Consider the following 15,910-nt stretch of genomic DNA (forward strand, 5'->3'; position numbering starts at 1 on the left):
TTTCGGACCCAGGGTAGAGTGCGACGCATGACGACCACCGAGCAGCCCGCGCGCACCCGCACCACGTCCTGGGAGGACCCGATGGCGGCGGTCCGGGCTGCCCGGGGCCGCACCGGCCTGGAGCTGATGGAGGCGCTCGTGCGCGGCGAGTTCCCGCCTCCCCCGATCGCCGAGACGCTCGGCTTCACGCTGCGCGACGTGGCCAAGGGTGACGTGACGTTCGTGCTCGAGCCGGGTGAGCACCTGTACAACCCGATCGGGTCGGTGCACGGCGGCGCCTACGCGACGCTGCTCGACTCCGCGTGCGGCTGCGCGGTGCACACGATGCTTCCCGAGGGCGTCGGCTACACCAGCCTCGACCTAACGGTGAAGTTCCTCGGCGCCATCCGGGCCGACACCGGTCCGGTGCTGTGCCGAGGCACGGTCACGCACCTCGGCCGCCGGACGGTGCTGGCCGAGGCGACGCTCACGGCCGAGGACGGCCGGCTGCTGGCGACGGCGACGAGCAGCTGCCTGATCCTGGCGCCGTAGCGCCGGCCCGGGCGGCATCACTCCTCGTCGTCGGAGGAGGCCTCGCCGTGCGTGCCGGGCCGCGGCGCCCACGGCAGCTCCTGCGAGGGCCGCACCACGATGAGCTTGTCGCCGCGCACCAGCTGGGTGACGGCGGGGTCGAAGTAGCGGTGCACCGTGCCGTCGCGCACGACCGCGATCACCTGGTCGGGCAGGCTCTGCGGCGGCTTGCCGACCTCGGGCACGAGCAGCTCGCGCTCGGCGACCTCGAGCCCCTCGCCGTACGTCAGCAGGTCCTCCATCACCGACCCGAGCGTCGGGCTCAGCGTCGACAGGCCGAGCAGCCGGCCGACCGCGTCGGAGGAGGTGACGACGGAGTCGGCGCCGCTCTGCCGCACCAGCTCGATGTTGTCCGACTCGCGGACCGCGGCGACGACGTACGCGTCGGGGTTGAGCTGCCGCACGTTGAGCGTCGACAGCACCGTCGAGTCGTCGCGGTCGGTGGTGATGATCACCTGGCTGGCGCGCGCGACACCGGCCCGGCGCAGCACCTCGCGACGGGTCGCGTCGCCGGTGACGACCGCGAGGCCGTCGGCGTGCGCCTCGCCCAGCGCGGTGGTCGACGGGTCGACGATCACGATGGCCTCCTTGTCGAGGCCGTTGTTGATCAGCGTGTCGACCGCGCTGCGGCCCTTGGTGCCGTAGCCGATGACGACGACGTGCTCGTCCATGTGCTTCCTCCAGCGGGCCACCCGCAGCAGCTCGCGGCCCTGGGTGGCGAGGACCTCGATGGTGGTACCGATCAGCAGCACCAGGAACGCGATGCGCAGCGGCGTGATCAGGAACGCGTTGACCAGCCTCGCCGTGTCGGAGACCGGCGCGATGTCGCCGTACCCGGTCGTGCTCAGCGTCACCGTCGTGTAGTAGATCGAGTCGACCAGGCTGACCTCGCCGGTCGGGTCGTTGTTGTCGTGGTAGCCGTCCCGGTCGAAGTAGACGAGCGCGACGGTGAACGTCAGCAGCGCCACCGCGAGCAGCAGCCGACGGGTGAGCTCCCAGACCGGGGAACGGACGATCGCCGGGAGCCGAACGCGGCCCCGGGCGTCGTCGTTCAGCTCGTCGACCACGGCAGGAATGTACGGCACCGGGGGCCGCTGTCAGCGCACCACGTCGCCGTAGATGACGGTCGCCGGAGCCTCGCCGTCCGGACCGCTCGCGTCGGCTCCCCCGGCGGCCACCGACACGAACCGGAATTCGTCGCCCTTCTGCGGGGTGTCCCCCGTGCCCTGGGTGCGCCGCCAGGTCCCGCAGAGCCGGCCGTCGACGACCGCGCCCTCCTGGCCGTCGATGCCCGAGCCGCGCAGGCAGAGCCGGCTGGTCGCGGGGTCGTAGCTGGCCACCTCCGCCGTCGTGCGCGTCGCGGTGTCCGGGGCGAGCACGGCTCCGAGGAGGTAGCCGCCCAGCACGCAGATCGCGCCGCCCGCGAGTGCCACGGGCGTGGGGAGGTTGACGTTTCCCATACGGGACAAACTACGCGGTCGTCCTACCCCCGACGGCGCAGCCCCACGGAGTCGAACCGCCAGAACACGTCGGGGTAGACCAGGGCCCCGGTCGGACGCGGGTCGAGGGCGTCGTACGCCGGCAGCAGCACCCCCTGGAAGGCCGGCTCGGGGATCCGCTCCGACGGCGAGGTGAAGCCCCACTGGGCGGCCGGATGCCAGCCGATCCGCCGGTAGTACGCCGGGTCACCCTCGAGGAACACGACGGGCTCGTCCCGGGTCCGCATCACGTCGAGCGTCTCGCCGACGAGCGCCCGCCCGATCCCCTGGCGCTGCCGGTCCGGGCGCACCGAGAGCGGGCTCAGCACCAGCACGTCGACGACCCGGTCCGGCGCGTCGACCCAGGCGCGGGTGTAGCTCACGTGGCCGACGACCTCACCGGCCTCCTCGGCCACGTACGACAGCCCGAGCCAGGCGACGGAGGTGCGCAGGCCGCGCAGCAGCCGCGGCACCTTCTCACCGCCGAACGCTGCCCGGGCCACCTCCTCGACGGCGCCGACCTCGTCCTCGTGCTCCGGGCGGACGGTGAGGCTCAACCGCGGTCCTTCCGTTTGCGCTGGCGCCGGACGTGCCGGCGTGCGGCCATCGCGGCCGTCTCCTTGGTCAGCTGCACGTAGCTCTCCCACCGGCGCTGCGGCAACGTGCCGTCGGCGAGCGCGGCGAGCACCTGGCAGCCCGGCTCGCTGCGGTGCGCGCAGTCGTCGAACCGGCACCGGGCGGCCAGCGCGTCGATGTCGGCGAACGTGTGGGCGATGCCCTCCTCGGCCTCGAACATCCCGAGGCTGCGGAGGCCGGGCGTGTCGATCACGGCGCCCCCGCCGGGCAGCAGGACGAGCTCGCGTCGTACCGACGTGTGCCGGCCGCGCCCGTCGTCGCGGATCTCGCGGGTGGGCAGCACCTCCGCCCCGACGAGCGCGTTGGTCAGCGAGGACTTGCCGTGCCCCGACGTGCCGACCAGGGCGAGCGTGGCGTGGCCGTCGACGAGCTCGCGGACCCGGTCGAGGCCGAGCCCGGTGCGGGAGCTGACCTGGATGACCTCGACGTCCGGCGCCAGCCGTCGTACGTCGTCCGCCACCTCGTCGCCGTCGGCGACTAGGTCGGCCTTGGTGAGCAGCAGCACGGGACGAGCGCCGCTCTGCCAGGCCATCGCCAGAAGCCGCTCGATGCGGCTCTCGGCCGGGAGCGGGTGCAGCGCGACGACGACCCCGACGAGGTCGACGTTGGCGCAGACGACCTGCCCCTCGGCGGCCTTGCCGGCGGTCGACCGCACGACCGCGGTCCGGCGCGGCAGGACGTGCTCGACGGTCACCCGGTGGTCGGGCCAGGTCCGCACCACGCACCAGTCGCCGGCGCACGGCGCCTCGGTCGGGTCGTGGGCGACCCGTTGCAGGACCGGCGCACCCCAGGAAGCGCGCACCGGTCCCTGCTCGGTGAGCACGCTCGCGACGCCCCGGTCGACCCGCACGACGCGGCCGACGGCGGCGTCCGCGGCGTCCCACGGGGCGAAGGACGCAGCCGTGGCCGCGTCGTAACCGATCATCTCGAGCACGGCTGGAATCTACGTTCCTGTCGCCGCGACCGGCACCCCAATTTCGGGGAGTGTCAGTGGCGGCCGGGACCGGGAGTGCCGGGGCGGCCCGAGGGCGGCTCGAGCTCGTCGGCTGCCTCGGAGACCTGCTGCAGGACGACGGTCTCCTCGCCGGAGTCGGGGAACTTCTCCTGCTCCTCCTCCAGCCGGCGCAGCCGCGGCAGCATGGCGGTCAGCCGCAGCCGGCGGGCGACCTCCATCCGGGCCTGCGCGGTCTCGCTCTCGGGCCACACCCGGTCGAAGGCGGCGTTGAGCGCGGCGCCGATCAGCACCGCGATCGAGAGCAGGTACAGCCACAGCATCACGACGATCGGGGAGGCCAGCGGGCCGTAGATCGAGGTGGACTCCCCCGCCGTCACCGTCAGCACCCAGCGCAGCACGTAGGACCCGAGGATCCACATCAGCATCGTGAGCGCGGCGCCGGGGATGTTGTAGCGCCAGGACGTCCGGACCGGCACGGACACGTGGTAGAGCGTGGCCAGGAAGCAGATGCACAGCACGATGACGGTCGGCCAGTAGAAGCCGACCACGAAGTCGAACCGCTCCGGCAGCAGCCGCTTGATCAGGCGCGGCCCGGCGACGACCAGCGGGATGGTCACGGCGCCGGTGACCAGGCCCATGACGTACAGGCCGAACGAGAGCACCCGGGTCCGTACGATGCCACGGTGGCCGCCGAGCCCGTACATGATCGTGATGGTGTCGACGAAGACGTTCAGCGCCCGGGAGCCGGACCACAGCGCGAGGATGAAGCCGATGGAGATGACGTCGAAGCGGCCCGGCCCGAAGACGTCGTTGAGGGTCGGCCGGATGACCGCGTCGACGGTGGTCTCGGTCAGCGCCCGCGACGCCAGCTCGAGGATCGAGTCGCGCACCTGCTGGACCTGCGGGCGGCTGAAGCTGTCGAAGACGTAGCCGATCGAGCCGGCCAGACCGAAGACCAGGGGTGGCAGCGACAGCAGCGCGAAGAACGCAGCCTCGGCGGCGAGGCCGGTGACGCGGTTGCGGAAGCAGGTGCCGACGGTCGACACCACCAGACGCCACGCGGCGTCCCGGACGGTCAACAAGCGGCTCGCCCAGACACCGGGGCTCACCACCTCGCCTGCCATGGCAATACCGTAACGACATGGCCGCCGACATCCGGGACGTCACGAACCAACCGCCGCTGCTTGTCGACCACAACACCGTCACCTCCGACCTCGCCCTGGTCGACGCGGTGACGCGGCACGCGTCACCCGACGTGGTGGCCGACCTGGCGGCGCTCGGCGCCCAGGCGAGCAGCGCGGAGGCCCGCGAGCACGGCCTCCTGGCCAACCAGAACGAGCCCGTGCTCACGCCGTACGACCGCTACGGGCACCGTGTCGACGAGGTCCGCTTCCACCCGTCGTGGCACTGGCTGATGAAGCGCGGCGTCGGGCACGGCCTGGCGGCGACGCCCTGGACCTCCGACTCCCCGCACCCGCACGTGCGGCGGGCGGCCGGGTTCTTCGCGTGGTCGCCGACCGAGCCGGGCCACGGCTGCCCCATCTCCATGACGTACGCCGCCGTGCCGGCGCTGCGCGTCGACGACGCGATCGCCAAGGAGTGGACGCCGCGGCTGGCGTCCACGAGCTACGACTTCGGCCTGCGCCCCGCGGCCGACAAGCGCGGAGCACTCGCCGGCATGGGGATGACCGAGAAGCAGGGCGGCTCGGACGTGCGGGCCAACGTGACGACCGCGACCCCCACGTCGGTCGACGGCGAGTACACCCTCGCGGGGCACAAGTGGTTCACGTCCGCGCCGATGAACGACGTGTTCCTCGTGCTCGCGCAGGCGCCCGGGGGGCTGACCTGCTTCCTGGTGCCGCGCGTCCTCGCCGACGGCAGCCGCAACCAGCTCGACGTCGTACGGCTCAAGGACAAGCTCGGCAACCGCTCCAACGCCTCGTCGGAGCTGGAGTTCCGCACCACGTGGGCGCAGCGGCTGGGTGACGAGGGCCGCGGCGTCCGCACGATCATCGAGATGGTCGCCGCGACCCGCCTCGACTGCGTGCTCGGCTCGGCGTCGCTGATGCGGCGGGCGCTGGCCGAGGCATCCTGGCACGTCGCCCACCGTTCGGCGTTCGGCGGGCTGCTCGCCGACAAGCCGCTGATGCAGAACGTCGTCGCGGACCTCGCCGTCGAGTCCGAGGCGGCCACCGCGCTCGCGATCCGCCTGGCGGCCGCGGTCGACCGGGCCGACGACCCGCACGAGGCGGCGCTGCGCCGGATCGCGCTGCCGCTCGCGAAGTTCTGGGTCTGCAAGCGCACGCCGGCGATGGTGGCGGAGGCGCTGGAGTGCCTCGGCGGCAACGGCTACGTCGAGGAGTCGGCGATGCCGCTGCTGTTCCGCGAGTCGCCGCTGAACTCCATCTGGGAGGGCTCGGGCAACGTCAACGCCCTCGACGTGCTCCGCGCCCTCTCCCGCGAGCCCGAGGTGCTCGAGGCGTGGATCACCGAGGTCGGTCTCGCCCAGGGCGAGGACCCGCGGCTCGACCGAGCGGTGCACGCCGTCCTCGAGCAGCTCGCGGACAGCACGACCCTGGAGGTCGGCGCGCGGCGGCTGGCCGGCCAGATGGCGGCCTGCCTGCAGGGCGCGCTGCTCGTGCGGTTCGCCCCGGCCGAGGTGGCCGACGCGTTCTGCGCCAGCCGGCTGGGCTCGGGGTACGGCGGCACGTTCGGCACGCTCCCCGTGGGCACCGACCTGGCCGCGATCGTGCGCCGCGCGACGCCTCTCGGGTGATCGAGCCCACCGGGTGATCGAGTTTGTCGAGATCACTCAGTGGTCTCGACGAGCTCGACCAGCCGAAGGGTCAGCTGAGCTCGAGCCCCGGGTAGAGCGGGTGCTTGTCGAGCAGCTCCGCGCTCGCCGCCTTGGTGCGGTCGGCGACACCGTCGCCGAGGACGTAGGACGCCTTCGACGGACCGCCGGCCTTGGTCGTTCCCGGCTTGGTGTTGGCCAGCACGTCGACGATCAGCTCGGCGACCTTGTCGAACTCGTCGTGGCCGAAGCCGCGCGTGGTCAGTGCCGGCGTGCCGAGTCGGACGCCGGAGGTGTACCAGGCGCCGTTGGGGTCGGCCGGCACCGAGTTCCGGTTGGTGACGACGCCGGCGTCGAGCAGGGCCGACTCGGCCTGGCGGCCGGTGAGCCCGAACGACGACACGTCGAGCAGCACGATGTGGTTGTCGGTGCCGCTGGTGACGAGGTTGGCGCCGCGGGTGAGGAAGCCCTCGGCCAGCGACTTGGCGTTGCCCGCGATCTGCTGGGCGTAGTCCTGGAACGCCGGCTGACGGGCCTCGGCGAGCGCGACCGCCTTCGCCGCCATCACGTGGGACAGCGGGCCGCCGAGCACCATCGGGCAGCCACGGTCCACCGAGGAGGCGAACTCCTCCTGGGCCAGCACCAGGCCGCCGCGCGGGCCGCGCAGCGACTTGTGCGTCGTGGTCGTCGTGACGTGCGCGAACGGCACCGGGTCCTCGTCGCCGGTGAACACCTTGCCGGCCACGAGCCCGGCGAAGTGCGCCATGTCGACCATGAGGGTCGCACCGACCTCGTCGGCGATCTCCCGCATCTTGGCGAAGTTCACCCGACGCGGGTACGCCGAGTAGCCGGCGACCAGCACGAGCGGCCGGAACTCCTTGGCCTTCGCGCGCACCGCGTCGTAGTCGAGCAGCCCCGTTGCCGGGTCGGTGCCGTACTGCTGCTGGTGGAACATCTTGCCGCTGATGTTCGGCCGGAAACCGTGGGTCAGGTGGCCGCCCGCGTCGAGGCTCATGCCGAGCAGGCGCTGGTTGCCGAGCTCGTGGCGCAGCGTCTCCCAGTCGCCCTCGGACAGCTCGTTGACGTTCTTGACCGCGTGCTTCTCGAGCGCGGGGGTCTCGACGCGGTGGGCCAGGATCGACCAGAACGCGACCAGGTTGGCGTCGATGCCGGAGTGCGGCTGGGCGTAGGCGTACGGCGCACCGAAGAGCTCGCGCGCGTGCTCGGCCGCGAGTGCCTCGACGGTGTCGACGTTCTGGCAGCCGGCGTAGAAGCGGTGGCCGACCGTGCCCTCGGCGTACTTGTCGGAGAACCAGCTGCCCATGGTCAGCAGCACCGCCGGCGAGGCGTAGTTCTCGGACGCGATCAGCTTCAGCGAGGCCCGCTGGTCGCGGAGCTCGGCGCGTGTGGCCTCTGCCACACGGGGCTCGACGGCCGCGATCACCTGGAGGGCGGCGTCGTACGCGGCGCTCGCGGTCGCGTTGGCGGTGTTTCCGCCCTGAACGGGGGTGTTCTCGGTGCTCGGCGCGCTCATGGGGTCCACCCTAGTGACCGGCCCCGTCGGCGACTCCCCGCCGTTCCGGCGTACCAAATAGTGGATATGCGTCTCATTGCATGAGATTCGGGTTTGTGGCGAGGCCGTCCGGCCCCTGAGACTTCAGTCCATGATCACTGCTGCAACGACGACGCACCTCGTGGCTCGGCGCCACGTGGACCTCGGTCGTACGCGCAGCATGATGTGTATGCACTGGCACCGCTGAACCGCCCTCTGACCTTCTTCCCTCGTCAGCCGGGCGCGCGGTTCGCCGGCGTGCACCTCGACAACGGTGTCGGGACGGATCCCTGCGACTCGTGCGTCTTCCCTCGTCAGGAAACGTGAGACATGACCTCCCCCGCCCAGCCCCTGCCCTCGACCGGCCCCGGTCGTCCCGGTCGCTCCGGTCGCCCGCGTCCCAAGCGCGGTGAGGGCCAGTGGGCGCTCGGCTACACCGAGCCGCTGAACAAGAACGAGCAGACCAAGAAGGACGACAACCCGCTCAACGTGCGGGCCCGGATCCTCACCATCTACTCCAAGCGCGGGTTCGCCTCGATCGACCCCGCCGACCTGCGCGGACGCTTCCGCTGGTGGGGCCTGTACACCCAGCGCGCCCCGGGTCTCGACGGCGGCAAGACCGCGTCGCTGGAGGAGCACGAGCTGGACGACGAGTTCTTCATGCTGCGCGTGCGCACCGACGGCGCCCTGCTCGGGGCGGACCAGCTGCGCGTGCTCGGCGGCATCTCCACCGACTTCGCCCGCGACACCGCGGACATCACCGACCGGCAGAACATCCAGTACCACTGGATCAACATCGAGGACGTCCCGACGATCTGGGAGCGCCTGGAGGCCGTCGGGTTGCAGACCCAGGAGGCCTGCGGCGACTCCCCGCGCGCCTTCCTCGGCTCCCCCGTCGCCGGCGTCGCCGCCGACGAGGTCATCGACGGGACCTGGGCGCTCGAGGAGATCAAGCGCCGCTACATCGGCGACCCGGCCTACTCGAACCTGCCGCGCAAGTTCAAGACCGCGCTGACCGGACACCCCAGCCACGACGTGGCCCCCGAGGTCAACGACGTCGCGTTCGTCGGCACCGTGCACCCCGAGCACGGCCCCGGCTTCGACCTGTGGGTCGGCGGCGGCCTCTCCACCAACCCGATGCTGGCCCAGAAGCTCGGCGTCTGGATCCCGCTCGACGAGGTGCCCGACGCGTGGGAGGCCGTGATCTCGGTGTTCCGCGACTACGGCTACCGCCGGCTGCGCTCGCGCGCCCGGCTCAAGTTCCTCGTCGCCGACTGGGGCGTGGAGAAGTTCCGCGAGGTCCTCGAGAAGGAGTTCCTCGGACGCACGCTGGTCGACTGCCCGTCGCCCCCGGTCCCGCAGCTCAGCGGCGACCACGTCGGCGTGCACGCCCAGAAGGACGGCCGCTTCTACGTCGGAGCCACGCCGACCGTCGGGCGCATCGACGGCCGGGTGCTGACCCGGCTCGGCGACCTCGTCGAGGCGCACGGCGCCGCGGGCGTGCGGCTCACGGCGTACCAGAAGCTGGTGATCCTCGGGGTCGAGGGAGACCGGGTCGAGGCGCTGCTCGCCGACCTCGAGACCCTCGGGCTCTCCGCCCGCCCGTCCAACTGGCGTCGCTCCACGATGGCCTGTACCGGCATCGAGTTCTGCAAGCTCGCGATCGTCGACACCAAGAACCGCGCGACGGAGCTGGTCGCCGAGCTCGAGCAGCGCTTCCCCGACCTCGATACCCCGATCACGGTCAACGTGAACGGCTGCCCCAACGCCTGCGCCCGCACCCAGGTCGCCGACATCGGCCTCAAGGGCCAGCTCGTGCTGGACGACGACGGCCGGCAGGTGGAGGGCTTCCAGGTGCACCTCGGCGGTGGCCTCGGCCTGGACCCGAAGTTCGGGCGGAAGCTTCGTGCCCACAAGGTCACCAGTGCGGGACTCGGCGACTACGTGTCCAGCGTCGTGTCCGTCTACCTCGCCGAGCGCGAGGAGGGCGAGACGTTCGCGTCCTGGGTGACGCGGGCCGACGAGGAGTCGCTGCGCGGCGAACGGGCGTTGGAGGTGGTCACGTCATGACCGGCCGCGTCTCGCCGTTCCACTGCCCCTACTGCGGCGACGAGAACCTCCGCCCGGGCGAGGCGGGTCACGGCGCCTGGGAGTGCCACTCCTGCCTGCGCGCCTTCACCCTGTCGTTCACCGGCCACCTGGCCCGGCCCGAGGGCGTGACCCGATGACCGCCGCCACCACGACGGCCGCGCGCGCGTTCCGCGGCACCGACACCGAGGGCCGCTCCGAGGCCGAGCTGAAGGAGCTGGTGCGCCATGCCGGCGCCGAGCTCGAGCTCGCCCCTGCCGAGGTGATCATCGAGTGGGCCGTCGCGACCTTCGGCCCGCGGTTCTGCATCACCTCGTCGATGGGCGACGCCGTGCTCGCACACCTCGCGAGCCAGGTGGCGCCGGGCGTCGACGTGGTCTTCCTCGACACCGGCTACCACTTCGCCGAGACGATCGGCACCCGCGACGCCGTCGCAGCGACGCTGCCGGTCAACCTGATCAGCATCACGCCGAAGCAGAGCGTGGCCGAGCAGGACGCGGCGTACGGCAAGGACCTCTACGCCCGCGACCCCGACCTGTGCTGCGCGCTGCGCAAGGTGCAGCCGCTCAACGACGCCCTGCAGAAGTACGACGCGTGGGCGACCGGGCTGCGCCGGGCGGAGACGCACAACCGCGTGATCGCGCCGGTCATCGGCTGGGACGACAAGAAGGGCAAGGTCAAAGTCTCGCCCCTCGCCCGGTGGACCGACGAGCAGGTCGACCGCTACATCGCCGACAACGGCGTGCTGGTGAACCCGCTGCAGTACGACGGCTACCCGTCGATCGGCTGCTGGCCCTGCACGCGACGGGTCGCCCCCGGTGAGGACCCGCGGAGCGGGCGCTGGGCCGGCCAGAACAAGACCGAGTGCGGGATCCACCAGTGACCCGCGCTGATCTCGGGACGTTGCACCCCCGTACGACAACGACGTCGGACGCCACCGCACAGGTACTCCTGTCCGAACCACGAAAGGGAGCCCGCTCATGACTGCTCCTGCCCTGGTGGCCCTCGCCCACGGCAGCCGAGACCCCCGCTCGGCCGCCACGATCAAGGCGCTCGTCGACGAGGTCCGCGCGATGCGCCCGGACCTGCGCATCGAGCCGGCCTTCCTCGAGCTCTCCAAGCCGTCCTTCCACACGACGGTCGACAAGCTCGTGCGCGCCGGGTACGACGAGATCGTCGTCGTACCGCTGCTCCTCACGGAGGCCTACCACGCGAAGGTCGACGTGCCCGAGGCGATCGCGAACGCGACGGCCCGCCACGAGGGGCTGCGGGTCCGGGCGACCAAGGTGCTGGGGCTCGAGTCGGTGTTCCTGGAGGTGCTCGACCGCCGGCTCCGTGCGGCGCTGAAGTCCGCACGGGTGCGCGAGCTCGACGCACTCGTGCTCGCGGCCGCCGGCTCGTCGGACTCGCTGGCCAACCAGGCCGTGGCCCGACTGGCGCGGCTGTGGGGCACCAAGCACCGGCTCCCGGTCGTCGCGGCCTACGCGTCGGCCGCTCCCCCGGCGACCGGTGAGGCGGTACGGCAGTTCCGGGCCGAGGGCCGCCGGCACATCGCCGTGGGCTCGCTGTTCCTCGCGCCGGGCACGCTGCCCGACCGTGCGGCCGAGCTGGCCGTCGAGGCCGGCGCCGTCGCCGTGTCGGAGCCGCTGGGCGCCGACCCCGAGGTTGCCCGGACGATCCTGGCGCGCTACGCGGTCGGGGCAGTGGAGCTCGTCCCGGTCTGACGACCGGCCACCGAGTCACCGAAGTCGCCCGAGTCGGCGCGTCCTGCCCCTGCACCGGGGCGGGACGCGCCGGGCCGGGTCAGTCCTCCTGCAGGTAGTGGTCGGAGCCGTACTCCGCGATCCGCTGCCCCATCCTCGCCGCCGTGGTGTCGGCGAACCGGAAGTGGATGCCGAGGTACACGCGAGCGTCGATGACGTCCTGGCAGACGTCGTCGACCTCGTCGTACTTCCTGACCACACCGGGTGCGGCCGTGGAGGTGAGCTCAAGGTCGAGGTCGTCCTCACCGAAGAGCTGGCCGAGCGACCCCGCGAAGGCGCCCATGACGCCGTTGTACCCGCTGACGTAGTCGGGGTACGGCGGTGACGGGATCACGGAGTTCCACGCCGGGTCCGCCGTCGTCGCGCCGTTGCCGTCGGTGTCGGCCTCCCGGATCGCGGTGATCGGGCGCCACATCCCGTAGTGGTGCTTGGTCCAGAAGATCGCGATGGCCGCGTCGGCCAGGCTCATGTGGACCGCGGCGTACATCCGCGCCGTGTCGACCAGGTCCAGGCGGCGGTCGAGGGCCTGGTCCTTGAGGGCTGCCGTGAACTGCACGATCGGGCTCCCGGAGAAGAACGTGCCGGTTGCGGACTGGGCTGCCGTGCGCGTCGTCGAGGTCGCCGATCCGACGGACTTGACCTCCTTGAAGTGGCGCGCGTACTTCTTGGACGTCAGAGCCGGCGGCTTGCCCGGGTCGAACTGGTCGCCGCTCTTCAGCATCAGCAGCTTCACGTAGCCCAGCCACGGGTGCGACATCGGCGCGTTGGCCGGCGGCGTCGGTCGCCAGACGCCCGGCGCTGGGGGTGTCGTGAACGAGATCGGTGCGTTGCGGCCGTCGTGCGCCCGCCGAGCAATGATGTCGACCGCGGCGAGCTCACCCCACGCGATGCCGCGGGACTTCTTCGGCCCGTCGGGGATGCGGGCGAGCGAGGCATGGTAGGCCGCGTCGAGGGTGGTCTGCTGCTCGGGCGAGTACTGCACCAGGACGCGGTGCGCTGCGGACACGGCAGCAGCCCTGGCGGACGTCCTGGCCGGAGCCTCGCCGTCGAACCGGTAGCCCTCGCAGCGCCCGCGGACACCGTTCACGGCGTTGAAGACCGCGGCATGCATGAAGGCGAGGTACAGGTACCCCTCGACCGGCAGCTTGCGCGGGGGCGTGGTGAGACTGTCCGCGATCAAGGTGTCGACACCGATCTGGTGCCACTCCCAGATGACGCTCGAGCTGCCCGCCGCGGCCGACCGTTTGTGCGCGTCGGCGGTGTGGAGCGGGGCGACAGCGACCAACGGCGCGACGAGGACGGCGGCCACGGCCGCGTGGACATGCCTCATGGTGGCTCCAGGTGTGCACGAGTCAGTGGGACACCTCGACCTTCGTGGGACGGCGATGCGCCGCGCATCAGCGGATCCGCGAAACCTCGGGCCGGTGCCGCCGCCCGCACCAGGGCCGACGCCGCGGTGCGGTTGGTCACGCCCAGCTTGCGGTAGACGTGCTCGAGGTGCTTGCGGACGGTCGCCTCGGAGACGCCCAGGCGGACCGCGGCCTCCTGGTTGGTGGCACCGACGGCGACGAGCCGCAGCACCTGGAGCTCGGCCACCGACAGGGCGGCCAGGGTCTCGTGCGGCCCGGTGTGACAGGCACCCACCGGCGGCTGCAGCTGGCGGGCCAGCACGGGGTGCAGCATGTGCAGCAGCTCGACGTGCCGGCGCTCGAACCGGCGACCGACACGCTCGAGACGCAGTCGCACCGACCGGCCCGCGGCGAGCGGGAAGCCGACGAACAGCCGGTCGCGGCGCCCGCGCGGACAGGTGCCGGACGGGTGCTCGACGCGGAGCTCGACGAGCCCGTCGGCGCCGAGGAGGACCACGTCGAGCCGGTCGCACGGGATCAGCCGGTGGAGCGCCGCCAGCACCTCCCGCGAGCGGGACCGGTAGTCGGGGTGGTCCGCGGGGTCGAGCGCCAGGACGCGACGTACCGCCGCGACCTCGCACGCGCTCAGGTCGAGGTGTGACATCGCGACCACCCCCTGGCTCACCCGACGGTAGCGGCGGCCGGGTGGGCGGCGCATGACGCGCGAGGTACAGAGAGGGCGACCGCCCGGGCTAGGTCGTTCGGCCTAGCCCGGCGGGTGGTGTCCCGAGGTCCGACCGGCACCTTTGAGCCCCGAGGCACCGCATAGGCTGCTCCCATGAGCCAACACTTCGACGTCGTCGTCCTCGGTGCCGGCCCCGGTGGGTACGTCGCCGCCATCCGCGCCAGCCAGCTCGGCAAGAGCGTGGCCGTCATCGAGGAGAAGTACTGGGGCGGTGTCTGCCTCAACGTCGGCTGCATCCCGTCGAAGGCCCTGCTGCGCAACGCCGAGCTGGCGCACATCCTGACCCACGAGAAGGACAAGTTCGGCATCACCGGCGACGCGTCGATGGAGTTCAAGCCGACGCACGCGCGCAGCCGTCAGGTGTCGGACTCCATCGTCAAGGGCGTCCACTTCCTGATGAAGAAGAACAAGATCCAGGAGATCCACGGCTGGGGCACCTTCACCGGCCCGAAGTCGATCGACGTGAAGGACGCCGACGGCAACACCACCCAGATCACCGGCGACAGCATCATCATCGCCACCGGCGCCACGACCCGGCTCGTCCCCGGCACCTCGCTGTCCGACCGCGTGGTGACCTACGAGGAGCAGATCCTCACCGACGACCTCCCGGAGTCGATCGTGATCGCCGGCTCCGGCGCGATCGGCGTGGAGTTCGCCTACGTGATGAAGAACTTCGGCGTCGACGTGACGATTGTGGAGTTCCTCGACCGGATGGTCCCCACCGAGGATCCGGAGATCTCCAAGGAGCTGCTCAAGCACTACAAGAAGCTCGGCGTCAACGTCCTGCTCAACACCAAGGTCGAGAGCATCGACGACAGCGGCGACAAGGTGAAGGTGACCGTCTCCCCCGCCCAGGGCGGCGACCAGCAGGTCCTCGAGACCGACAAGGTGCTCCAGGCGATCGGCTTCGCGCCCCGGCTCGACGGCTACGGCATCGAGGCGACCGGGGTGCAGGTCTCCGACCGCGGCGCCATCGTCGTCGACGAGCGGGGTCGCACCAACGTCGACGGCGTCTACGCCATCGGCGACGTCACCGGCAAGCTGATGCTGGCCCACACGGCCGAGGCGATGGGCGTCGTCGCCGCCGAGACGATCGCCGACGCGGAGACGATGGAGATCGCCTTCGACATGATCCCGCGCGCGACGTACTGCCAGCCGCAGATCGCCTCCTTCGGCTACAGCGAGGAGCAGGCCAAGGAGAAGGGGTACGACGTCAAGGTCGCGAAGTTCCCGTTCATGGCCAACGGCAAGGCCAAGGGCCTCGGCGACGAGGTCGGCTTCGTCAAGGTCGTCGCCGACGCGAAGTACAACGAGATCCTCGGCGCCCACCTGATCGGCCCCGACGTGACCGAGCTGCTGCCGGCGCTGACCCTGGCCCAGCGCTGGGACCTCACCGCCGACGAGGTGGCGCGCAACGTGTTCGCGCACCCGACGCTCTCCGAGGCGGTCAAGGAGGCCGTCGAGGGCATCGCCGGCCACATGATCAACCTCTGACCTGGGGCGACCCCGAACGGCGAGAGGCCACTTTCCCACCAACACGCCGGGCGTGTCGGTCGGAAAGTGGCCTCTCGCGCGTCGTACGTCAGAGGCGGTCGTGCACGACCCGCCTGGTCTGCGTCTGCTGGCGGTGCATGACGAGCGAGGCGACGATCGCGATCGCGCCACCGACCATCAGGATCAACCCGAGCGCCCAGTCCCAGATGTAGGGGACGTCGACGTCGAGCGCGAACGCGAGCACCGCGCCGACCGCGAACATCAGCAGGCCCGCGCCGGTGTCGGTCATGCCGCCGGAGGACCTGGCGGCGTGCAGGGCGAGGCCGACCGCGAGCAGCACCACGCCCGCGGCCATCAGGATCGAGCCGAGGGCGTCGTCGTTGACGTACGGCACGTCGACGTCGACGGCGTAGTTGAGGATCGCGCCCACGGCGAGGAGGAGAGCACCGGCACCGAGGCCCATGTCAGGTCCTTCCGGTTGGTTCC

16 protein-coding genes are annotated in these 15,910 nt (G+C 71.6%); 7 read left to right on the forward strand and 9 right to left on the reverse strand.

Features of this window, described 5'->3' with window-relative positions; translation table 11 throughout:
- Nucleotides 1–27: 27 nt before the first annotated feature.
- Nucleotides 28–531: a PaaI family thioesterase gene (locus tag ETU37_RS14650; protein WP_129988090.1), complete on the forward strand. Its 504-nt coding sequence runs from the start codon at nt 28–30 to the stop codon at nt 529–531.
- 17 nt (nt 532–548) lie between these two features.
- On the opposite strand, the gene ETU37_RS14655 is transcribed toward ETU37_RS14650, so the two are convergent.
- From ETU37_RS14655 to ETU37_RS14675, 5 genes are all read right to left on the reverse strand, one after another.
- Nucleotides 549–1,637, reverse strand: coding sequence for a potassium channel family protein (locus ETU37_RS14655; protein WP_129988091.1), 1,089 nt, complete (start codon nt 1,635–1,637; stop codon nt 549–551).
- 30 nt (nt 1,638–1,667) lie between these two features.
- The gene (locus tag ETU37_RS14660; RefSeq protein WP_129988092.1) at nt 1,668–2,030 is read right to left on the reverse strand and encodes a hypothetical protein; all 363 of its coding nucleotides are present in this window, start codon (nt 2,028–2,030) and stop codon (nt 1,668–1,670) included.
- Nucleotides 2,031–2,053: 23 nt separating this feature from the next.
- Nucleotides 2,054–2,605 carry a GNAT family N-acetyltransferase gene (locus ETU37_RS14665; protein WP_129988093.1) on the reverse strand — a complete coding sequence of 184 codons (552 nt, stop codon included), beginning with the start codon at nt 2,603–2,605 and terminating at the stop codon, nt 2,054–2,056.
- Nucleotides 2,602–3,609, reverse strand: coding sequence for a ribosome small subunit-dependent GTPase A (rsgA, locus tag ETU37_RS14670; protein WP_129988178.1), 1,008 nt, complete (start codon nt 3,607–3,609; stop codon nt 2,602–2,604). Before rsgA ends, ETU37_RS14665 begins: the two co-directional genes overlap by 4 nt.
- A 62-nt stretch (nt 3,610–3,671) precedes the next feature.
- Nucleotides 3,672–4,763: a YihY/virulence factor BrkB family protein gene (locus ETU37_RS14675; RefSeq protein WP_129988094.1), complete on the reverse strand. Its 1,092-nt coding sequence runs from the start codon at nt 4,761–4,763 to the stop codon at nt 3,672–3,674.
- A gap of 17 nt (nt 4,764–4,780) precedes the next feature.
- Here ETU37_RS14675 and ETU37_RS14680 point away from each other — a divergent pair, with 17 nt between their 5' ends.
- A complete protein-coding gene (locus ETU37_RS14680; RefSeq protein ID WP_129988095.1) occupies nt 4,781–6,415 on the forward strand; it encodes an acyl-CoA dehydrogenase family protein in 1,635 nt (544 codons plus the stop codon).
- Between the two features lie 70 nt (nt 6,416–6,485).
- On the opposite strand, the gene ETU37_RS14685 is transcribed toward ETU37_RS14680, so the two are convergent.
- Nucleotides 6,486–7,967 (reverse strand): glycine hydroxymethyltransferase, encoded by a 1,482-nt coding sequence (locus ETU37_RS14685; protein ID WP_129988096.1) that lies wholly within the window; start codon nt 7,965–7,967, stop codon nt 6,486–6,488.
- Between the two features lie 348 nt (nt 7,968–8,315).
- On the opposite strand from ETU37_RS14685, the gene ETU37_RS14690 reads away from it, so the two are divergent.
- From ETU37_RS14690 to ETU37_RS14700, 4 genes are all read left to right on the forward strand, one after another.
- Nucleotides 8,316–10,055 carry a nitrite/sulfite reductase gene (locus ETU37_RS14690; RefSeq protein ID WP_129988097.1) on the forward strand — a complete coding sequence of 580 codons (1,740 nt, stop codon included), beginning with the start codon at nt 8,316–8,318 and terminating at the stop codon, nt 10,053–10,055.
- Nucleotides 10,052–10,213 carry a hypothetical protein gene (locus ETU37_RS23245; RefSeq protein ID WP_165372535.1) on the forward strand — a complete coding sequence of 54 codons (162 nt, stop codon included), beginning with the start codon at nt 10,052–10,054 and terminating at the stop codon, nt 10,211–10,213. Before ETU37_RS14690 ends, ETU37_RS23245 begins: the two co-directional genes overlap by 4 nt.
- Nucleotides 10,210–10,956, forward strand: a complete 747-nt coding sequence (locus ETU37_RS14695) for a phosphoadenylyl-sulfate reductase (protein WP_129988098.1) — start codon at nt 10,210–10,212, stop codon at nt 10,954–10,956. The genes ETU37_RS23245 and ETU37_RS14695 overlap by 4 nt, the downstream gene beginning before the upstream one ends.
- A gap of 97 nt (nt 10,957–11,053) precedes the next feature.
- On the forward strand, nt 11,054–11,797 hold the full coding sequence (locus ETU37_RS14700) for a sirohydrochlorin chelatase (protein WP_129988099.1): 744 nt from the start codon (nt 11,054–11,056) through the stop codon (nt 11,795–11,797).
- A gap of 79 nt (nt 11,798–11,876) precedes the next feature.
- On the opposite strand, the gene ETU37_RS14705 is transcribed toward ETU37_RS14700, so the two are convergent.
- Nucleotides 11,877–13,166, reverse strand: a complete 1,290-nt coding sequence (locus ETU37_RS14705; protein WP_129988100.1) for a vanadium-dependent haloperoxidase — start codon at nt 13,164–13,166, stop codon at nt 11,877–11,879.
- Nucleotides 13,163–13,903, reverse strand: a complete 741-nt coding sequence (locus ETU37_RS23490) for a helix-turn-helix transcriptional regulator (RefSeq protein ID WP_206053955.1) — start codon at nt 13,901–13,903, stop codon at nt 13,163–13,165. Before ETU37_RS23490 ends, ETU37_RS14705 begins: the two co-directional genes overlap by 4 nt.
- A gap of 120 nt (nt 13,904–14,023) precedes the next feature.
- On the opposite strand from ETU37_RS23490, the gene lpdA reads away from it, so the two are divergent.
- On the forward strand, nt 14,024–15,424 hold the full coding sequence (gene lpdA / locus ETU37_RS14715) for a dihydrolipoyl dehydrogenase (protein WP_129988101.1): 1,401 nt from the start codon (nt 14,024–14,026) through the stop codon (nt 15,422–15,424).
- Between the two features lie 88 nt (nt 15,425–15,512).
- Here the strand turns inward: lpdA and ETU37_RS14720 are convergent, their stop codons facing one another.
- Complete coding sequence (locus tag ETU37_RS14720) at nt 15,513–15,887, reverse strand: hypothetical protein (RefSeq protein WP_129988102.1); 375 nt, start codon at nt 15,885–15,887, stop codon at nt 15,513–15,515.
- Between the last annotated feature and the right edge of the window lie 23 nt (nt 15,888–15,910).

The sequence above is a fragment of the Nocardioides iriomotensis genome, from assembly GCF_004168035.1.
GTDB lineage: Bacteria > Actinomycetota > Actinomycetes > Propionibacteriales > Nocardioidaceae > Nocardioides_B > Nocardioides_B iriomotensis.